Consider the following 9154-nt stretch of genomic DNA (forward strand, 5'->3'; position numbering starts at 1 on the left):
AATCCCCGCAAAGCTGCCTGTGATGCTTTGCGGGGATTTTTTATCAGTAGATAATGATTTCGTCGGTAAACATAAATCCGCGTTGCCCGTTCTTCGCGATGATACGTACATAACGCGCTTTTTGCTGGTGCAGATCAAACTTAAAATCCTTGAAAGCCAGCGTGGACAAGGTTACCGGCACATCGTTGCTGATTGTTTGCACCGTGCGAAAGACTTGTCCGTCATCTGATAACTGTATTTCCACTGATGCCGGGATGTATACGCCTGGCCCGGTCAGTTGCATAAAATTGATGGACAGACGCTGCAGGTCCGTCATTTTTTCCAGGTCTACCGTTACATCCATATCTCCCAGAAACCCTTGCCACTGACCGTCCCCGTAGGTCAGCGATCCACGGTATCCATTTACCAGCGTTGCTTCGCGTTGCGCTGCATACTTTTCATTATAAGGCCTGTTGTAGATTACTTTTTTCCCGAGGGCCCGATGATCATCTACCGCCAGTACCGCCGGTTTGTCCTGCAGTGCCGTATCCCGGAAGATGGCCGCTGTAATGACAGCAGACCCTTTCACCGTAAAACGGCCGTTATATAACATCGACTGCGGTGTGGGAGTGGAGCCGTCTGTGGTATAACGAATCTGTGGACGGTATTGTTCCGAGGTAAACGTGATGGCCGTCTCATGCTGCGTGGTATTGATTTCCGGGTGAATGCTCACCGCATAGGAAGGACGGTAGTAATTTACGTTTAACCGTTGGAGTAAGCGATAGTGCGACTGTATCCGTTGGTGGAAATCTTCCCATTTTTTGTGCAGCGTGTCCGACCATACTACTTCTGACAGTGCCATTACCCGTGGGTAGGTCATGTACTCCAGGTGGTAGGAGTTAGGGATGTATTCGGTCCATATATTGGCTTGTGCGCCCAGTACATGTTTTGCTGCGGTGGCGTCCAGCTCACGGGGAACCGGTTCGTAGCTGTACACTTTTTCCAGCGGCAGGTAGCCGCCGATGGCCTCCGGCTGTGTGACGGGATCTGCCTGGTAGCTGTCGAAATAACAATAGGCGCCGGGCGTCATTACTACATCGTGACCGGCTTTGGCGGCTGCGATGCCGCCGCTTTCACCGCGCCAGGACATCACCGTGGCTTCGGGCGCCAGGCCGCCTTCCAGGATTTCGTCCCATCCCAGCAGCTTGCGGTGGCGGGAGATCAGGAATTTTTCCATGCGGCGGATGGCATAGCTCTGCAACTCTTTTTCATCTTTGAGCTGTTCGGTGCGGATGCGCTGCTGGCATTTGGGGCATTGTTTCCACGCTTTGGTGGAAGCTTCGTCGCCGCCGATATGAATGTACCGGGATGGGAAGATGGTCATCACTTCGTCCAGCACGTCCTGCAGGAAGTAAAAGGTAGAATCGTTGCCGAGGCAGAACTCTGAGTTTTTATAGGGGATGCCGGAACAGGAGAGCGACGGGTACATGGCCAGTACTTCTTCCGAATGGCCGGGCATTTCTATTTCCGGTATAACAGTGATACCTCTGGCGGCGGCGTAGGCCACAATGTCCTTTGCTTCCTGCTGGGTATAATATCCGCCGTAGGCGTTGGGGGCTCCTTCCTGTGAATAGTGGCGGTCGCTCTTCCACCATTCTTTCCAGTTGGCGGTATTGCGCCATGCGGCCTGCCGGGTGAGCGCGGGATATTTTTTGATTTCCAGCCGCCAGCCGGCGCCGTCGGTGAGGTGCCAGTGGAAGGTGTTCATGCGGTACAGCGCCATCAGGTCGATAAATCGTTTGATGTAGGACGCCGGAAAAAAGTTGCGGGACACGTCGAGATGTACGCCGCGGTAATGGAAGCGTGGCTGATCGGCGATATCGGCGCAGGGCAGCAGCGAGCGGTCCGGCTGCAGCCAGCTGAGTTGTACGATTGTCAGTGCGGCGTTGATAGCGCCGGCGTTGCTGCGGGCGTCGATGGTCACTGCCGCGGGGGTGATGCGGATGCGGTATCCGTCGGGGTGTGGTATGGTGGCGGCATTCGCCTGTCTGAAAATAATGGGGGAGCGGTTTTTCCCGGTAGCCGGAAAGCTGCCCATTTCTTTCAGGAGTTGGGTGGCCTGGCGGAAATCTTTCCCGGGGAAAATGAGTCCCTGGCCGTTGAGATGAAAATAGCCGGTTCCGGCGGTGATCTGCGATGGTCGCGGGATCAGGTCGAGATTACCGGTATACTGCGCTTTTCCCGGCAGCACACAGCATGCTGTTAACAGCAACACACTAACACAATACTTAAACATAAGCCTGATAAAATTAAAGGACAATGATAGGGAAAGAAATACAAAAAAGGGAATGGGGGGAGTGCTGAAAAAGCAGAAAGCATAGAGCCCGGAGGCTCTATGCTTTCTGCAACAGGAGTATTCGATTCACGCTTTTTATCTAACCACGGTCACTTCGCCTTTGATAACATTGGAAGCGCCGCCGGCTACTTTCTTGTAGGTGAGCCACCATACGTAGGTACCGATATCTACCGGGCTGCCTTTGAACTTACCGTCCCATCCTTTGTGACTGTCGGAGGAGATGAAGATCAGTTCTCCCCAGCGGTTGAAGATCCGCAGTTCGTAGTCGAACATAGGTCCGCGTACAATGGGTCTGAACACATCGTTCCGTCCGTCGCCGTTTGGTGAGAAGGCGTTCGGGAACTGCGGTTTCGGTTCGCACTGGGTGAAGTTGACCCTGATGTCGTCTGTTGCGCTGCCGCAATCATTGAACACGGTCACTGTGTAGGTGCCACCGTTGGTAACCTGCAGGGTGGGCGAGGTGCTGCCGTTATCCCAGCGTACGCTGGTGATGCCGTTGCCCTCAGCGCGGAGTGTAAGGGTTTCGCCTATACACATCACGGTATCGTTGCCCAGGTTGATTTTCGGTACACCGGTGATGTTAACGTTCACGCTGTCGAGGTATACTCTCTGGCAGAACCTGTCCATCACAGCCAGTTTGTATTTACCGGCCTGGCTTACCTGTTTGATCGGGTTGGTGTCGCCGTCGTTCCAGAGGTAGGATATTGCGTCTGTATTGGTACCGTTGAAGGTAACGGTGCCGTCAGGGCAGATGTTCCTGTCCGGGCCGAGGTCAACCTGTATGCCCGGTTTCATTCTTACATTAACGGTATCTCTTACCACGCAGTTGTCTCTGCTGACAGACACCCAGTAACCGCCTGGTTGGTTGACGATAATGGAGTTGCCGGTTTCGCCTGTCTGCCATTTGATGCGGCCGCCGTTGGAATTAACGGTGAGCATGATGGACTGGTCAGGGCAGATCGCTGTGTCGCGGCTCAGGGTGATATCCGGTGGAGGATTCACGCTCACTTTCACGGTGTCGATGGTGATACAAGCGCTCTTCATCACTTTCACCCAGAATTGTTCCTGTGTGCTGACGAGGATAGAGGCGGTAGTGGCACCAGTGCTCCAGAGATAGGTAGCGCCGTCCACATAGGCGTCCAGTTTCACGGACTGGCCACGGCAGATGGTAGTGTCCGGGATGCTTACCAGCGGTGTGGGGATGAGCCCTACTTTAATGGTGTCGCTGGTTTCGCACTGGCCGTTGCTGATGTTCACCCAGTAGGTGCCGGCCTGTGTGATTTTGATCCGTTGTGTGGTTTCGCCGGTAGACCATTTGATGGTGTAGGCGAAGTTGGCAGCGCCTGCATCCAGTACGAGGTTGTTGCCGCCGCAGATGGTGGTGTCTTGTCCGAGATTGACTACCGGTTTCTGAATGTAGTTCAGCTGGTAAGTCATGGTATCGGAAGAGCAGCCTGTTTTGCCATCTGTCATGATGAAGGAGGCGGAAGTGGCGCCGTTCAGGTTGAACTGGTTGCTGCGTTGCGTTAATGGCAGGCCTGTTACTGCGTTAGCAGGTGTTACCGCCACAAGGGTAAAGGAAGGCAGGTTCACGTCACCTACCGGTTGCAGGGCTACTCTCGGATTATCGGAGCAGTTGGCCGGCAGGGTAGCGCTCAGCTGCGGTTTCGGACAAGGTTGAATGATGATGCGTTGGATCACATCGTTGGCTTTGTTACCGCAGGCGTCTGTGATGCTCCATCTTCTTACGATGGTATAGCCGTTACAGATGTCTTTCACAAACGGATCTTCGCTGTACACCGCTTTTTTCGGGAAGGAAGGATCACAGTTGTCAGTGGCGGTCAGTGTCACCGGCGCCGGGATCGGTTCCTGACAGTATACGGTCACATCTGCCGGAGCAGGCATGATGACTGGTCTGGTGGTGTCCTGTACGGTGACGATCTGTTTCATGGTGGCGATGTTGCCGCATGCATCTTTAGCGGTCCAGGTCCTGATGATGCGGTAGTTGCTGCCGCAGGCGCCAGGAATGGTTTCTGTGATGGTTCGACGGGTCACTGTCAGCCCGTTGCCGGTAGTGCTGCAGTTGTCCGTAGCGGTTACATTGGTAGCAGGGGCCGGGATGGCGTCGCAGTTCACCGTGGTGTCTCTGGGAGGTACGACGGTGAATACCGGTTTGGTGGTATCCTGTACGCGGATGGTCTGCTGCATGGTGGCTTTGTTGCCGCAATCGTCTGTAGCTGTCCATGTACGGATTTCCAGATAGTTGCCGGCACAAGCGCCTGGTATTTTCTGCGTTTTGGAGCTGGTGAATACCTGGATGTTACCGGAGCAGTTGTCGGTAGCGGTGATCACCGGCCAAGCGGGCACCTTATCGCAGTCTACCAGTGTGTCTTTCGGCGCTGGCAGAGAGAATACCGGTCTGGTGGTATCCTGTACGCGGAGTATCTGCTGTACGGTTTTACCGTTGCCACATTCATCCAGCGCTGTCCATTTGCGGTAGATGGTGTAGTTGCTGGCGCACGCGCCGGATTTGCGGACGATAGAGTCTCTGGAGGTCACGGTGATGATACCCGGAGTACAGTTGTCGGTAGCGGTCAGGTTGATACCGGCCGGTACTTTGTCGCAGTTCACGGTGGTGTCGGCAGGTGGCTGCAGGGTGAAGACAGGAGCGGTCATGTCTTTCACGGTGATGATCTGGGTGAGTGTTACACCGGTGTTGCAGGCATCTTTGGCTGTCCAGGTGCGGATCAGCTGATAGTTGTTGCCGCAGGCGCCCGGTATATCTTTCCGTACTTCCACCACCGGGATGGTGATGTCGCCGGTACAGTCGTCTTTCGCGATCAGGTCTACCCTGGCAGGCACCTTGTCACAGTCAACCGTGATGTTGGCCGGGGCAGGGGTGGTGAACACCGGTGCTTTGGTATCTACCACGGTGATGGTCTGGGATGCGGTGACAAACAGGCCGCATCTGTCGGTAGCGGTCCATGTACGGGTAATCGTTGTGAGACATGGTGAGGTGACAACGGTCACGTCGTTGTAGGTCACATTCAGGGACACGTCATCATAAGGTGCGTGACTGAATACCGGTTTACCGAAGAGGGTAGTGTAGTCTTTACCTTGCACACATTCGGTGGTGATAGCTGCCGGTTGGGACACTACGATCGGCGCTTTGTTCACCACGGTGATTTTCACCACGTTGCTGATGTTATTGATACATGCACCGGAAGATACGACTCTTCTGTACCAGATATCTGCGGTCAACAGGCCTGGCTGGTAGGTATCGGTGGTAGCGCCCGGGATGTTGGTGAACGGTCCGGCTGCACCGGCAGTGCTTTGCTGCCATACATAGGTGTAGGTACCGTTACCACCGGAGAGTACATTACCACGTATAGCCGTTGGCGTTTCAGTGGTACATACGGTTTGGTCGGCCTGGATATTATTACCCAGAATTGGTTTGCGGTTGATCAGCGTTACGCTGGAGCTGGTGGCGGCACATTTACCGTTGCTTACCACCCATGTCAGCTGTGCTGTTTCACCGGCGGGTACGGTAATCGTTGCTTTCCTGTCGGTAGCGTTGCTGATGGTGATCAGGGCAGCGTTGTTGCTGGTAACCACCCATACGCCTTTGGCGCCTGGTACGCCCGGATCGCTGGCGTTCATATTAAAGGTAGCGTTATCGCAATGTTCCTGGTTAGGACCTGCGTTGGCGGCTACCGGTGTGAGGTAGTTGATCAGGGTTACATCGTCCCAGGTGGAGCTGCATACACCGTTGGTGATGGTCCAGCGCAGGGTAACGGTATCGCCTGGGTTCACTTTCACTTTGGAGACAGGGTTGTTGATAGACCGGATCACAGCAGTGCCTTTGATGATAGACCAGAAGCCTGTCGCGCTGGACACGCTCGGTTTATCGGCGGCAAGGGTGAAGTCGGTCAGCTGGTTACAGGCTTCCTGGTCAGGACCGGCGTTGGCGTCGAGCGCTTTCGCGTAGTTGATCAGTGTTACCTGGCTGGAAGTGCTGGCGCATTTACCGTTGGTGATCGTCCATTTAAGGATAACGGTATCGCCTACAGGCACTTTTACTTTAGTGGCCGGATTGTTAGGCTCATAAATAGTAGCACGGCCAGGTACGCGGCTGATGTCTGTCCACGTGCCGGTTGCGCTGGAAGCGCCGGGTTGGTTGGCATCCATCACAAAGTCACCGGTAGTGTTACATTTTTCCTGGTCAGGGCCGGCATTGGCAACGGCTGCTGCTTTGTAGTTAATAATAGTTACTCTGCTGGAGGTGGTTTTACATGCACCGTTGGTGATGGTCCATTCCAGTACTACGGTATCGCCTACAGGAACGGTTACAGCAGTCAGCGGGTTGGTCGGTTGTTTGATAACCGCTCTTCCTGGTATACGGCTAACGTCTTTCCACTGTCCGGTTGCTGTCGGCACGCTTGGGGCGTTGGCTTTCATCATGAAGTCGCTGGTCTGGTTGCACGCTTCCTGGTCAGGGCCGGCATTAGCGTCTGCGGCCACTGCGTAGTTGGTGATCACTACTTTGTCTGAAGTGGCGGCGCAGGTACCGTTGGTGATGGTCCAGGTGAAGGTAACGGTAGTACCGGCTTTCACGGTCACCTTGGTTTTGGCGTTGGCCGGGTCGGCAATGGTCACGCCGGTCATTGTAGAGGCAGTCCATTTACCGGTGGCGCCAAACTGCGTAGGTGCGTTACCGTCCAGGGTGAAGTTTTCGTTATCGCAATGTTCCTGGTCTTTACCGGCATTGGCCACCACAGGTGTTTCGTAGTTGGTCAGCACCACATGGTCGCTGGTAACTGCGCACACGCCGTTGGTGATCGTCCAGGTGAAGGTGGCGGTTTCTCCCACCGGCAGGTACACGTCGGTTACCGGCTGGTTCGGGTTGCGGATGATGGCTTTCGGGTTGTTGGTCGTCCATTTACCGGTGGCGCCGGCAGCTTTCGGATCATTACCTTCCAGTTTCAGGTCTGTTTTAACGTTACAGAACGTTTTGTCCTGTCCTGCATTGGCTTTAGCAGGAAGTTCGTACACGGTTACTTTAGCGGAAGCGCAGGTGGCGGTATTACCGCAAGGGCCTGTGCTTTCAGCGCGTACGAACCAGGTAGTGGTTTTAGATACATTTTTAAAGGTGGCGGTCCTGCCGTCTGCACTGATGACGTCTGGTGTTACCGCGGTGCTGCCGGCAGTTCCCGGGCAACCGTTAATGTACCATTTCCAGGTGGCGTTGGTAGCGCCGTTTTCATCTGTGCCAAGGCTGCCACCCTGGATAGTGAGTACCACGTCGCCTTTGTCGCAGATTTCAGCGGCATTCACACTGAGGCCGGTGGCCGGTGTGGAAGGCTTCATGATTTTCACGGTGAAGTGTACGGTTCTTGTACAACCGGCGTTGGTGCCATCCTGAACGGTCAGCTCGAAGTCGTAGGTGCCGGCAGGAGTGGAGGTGGGGAAGCTCACTTTGTAAGTGCCCGCACCATTCCATTTCTGGTTGACGATATCTGTAAAGCCGGCCATTTTATTAGGTGTGGTGGCTTTCACAGAATAGAGGGTGATGATGCCTGTCGGGTTAGACAGTACCATGTTGAAGAAGCCGTTTGTATTACATACAGGAGCTACCGCTGCTACACCCACGGTTGGTGCCGCATTGAGGATCAGTTTAACGCTGGAAGTACTGTTGGTACATACCCCGTTGCTGATGGTCCAGGTAACGGTCACTGTTTGTGGTGTGCTGGTGTTCAGCGTGGCGACCGCTTTCGGATCGTTCACGTCGCTGAAGGTGACACCGGTGCCGGACCATGTACCTTTTTCAGTAGGTTTCGGCGCATTGGCGTTGAGCTGGAACTTATTGTTACCGCACTGGGTAATATCAGTACCGGCATTGCTAACGGTCAGTGCTTCTGTGTTGGTCAGGATGATCTGGTCAGAAGCTACGCAGGAAGCTTTGAAGGTGTTGGTAACGGTCCACAACAGTGTAACAGATTTGCCTGCGGGCACACCTGTTACGGTAGTGGTGTAATTGTTCGGATTGGTGATCTGTGCCCCGAGGTTAGCGCCTACGAAGCTCCATACACCTTTCTGATCGGAGGCCGGCTGGTTAGCGGTCACGGTGAAGTCTTTGGTGTCGCACTGCTTGATTTCCGGAACGCCGGCATCAGCAGTAGGCATAGACCTCACGACCACGGTGGCATCATCGGTAACGGTACAAGCACCGTTTTTCACGGATACTGCGTACACATTATCACCGATGCCGGCAGGTGTGTGCGAGAAAGATACTTTGTTATCAGTACCCGCGATCGCAGTACCGTCCAGCGTCCAGCGGATGGTATAACCAGCGTTGCTGGCGGCGATGCTGAGGGTGGTGGTTTCACCTTCACAGATCTCAGCCGGAGTGGCCACTACGTCTACAGTCGGTTTAGCGTCTACGGTGACGGTGAACGGATAGTTAGTCACGCAACCAGCGTTGGCGCCATCCTGGATGGTCAGCACAAAGTTATAAGTGCCGGCAGGGGTGGCAGCAGGGTAGGTTACTTTATAAGTACCTGCGCCTTTCCATGCCTGGTTGACGATATCTGTAAAGCCGGTCATCTTGTTAGGGGTGGTGGCTTTTACAGAATAGAGGGTGATAGCGCCTGTCGGGTTAGACAACACGAGGTTGAAAGCGCCGTCAGCATTACACACCGCGGGGATAGCCGCTACTGCTACTGTTGGCGCCGCGTTGAGGATCAGCTTAACGCTGGAAGTACTGTTGGTACATACGCCGTTGCTGATGGTCCAGGTAACGGTCACGGTTTGTGGTGCGCT

General features: G+C 54.5%; 2 protein-coding genes. Both read right to left on the reverse strand.

What is annotated here, in order from left to right; genetic code table 11:
* Positions 1–43 precede the first annotated feature (43 nt).
* Positions 44–2275, reverse strand: coding sequence for a glycoside hydrolase family 20 protein (locus B5D63_RS32465; RefSeq protein WP_078673051.1), 2232 nt, complete (start codon positions 2273–2275; stop codon positions 44–46).
* A gap of 135 nt (positions 2276–2410) precedes the next feature.
* Positions 2411–9139: a T9SS type B sorting domain-containing protein gene (locus B5D63_RS32470; protein WP_078673052.1), complete on the reverse strand. Its 6729-nt coding sequence runs from the start codon at positions 9137–9139 to the stop codon at positions 2411–2413.
* Positions 9140–9154: the final 15 nt, after the last annotated feature.

This window comes from Chitinophaga eiseniae, assembly GCF_900167135.1.
GTDB lineage: Bacteria > Bacteroidota > Bacteroidia > Chitinophagales > Chitinophagaceae > Chitinophaga > Chitinophaga eiseniae.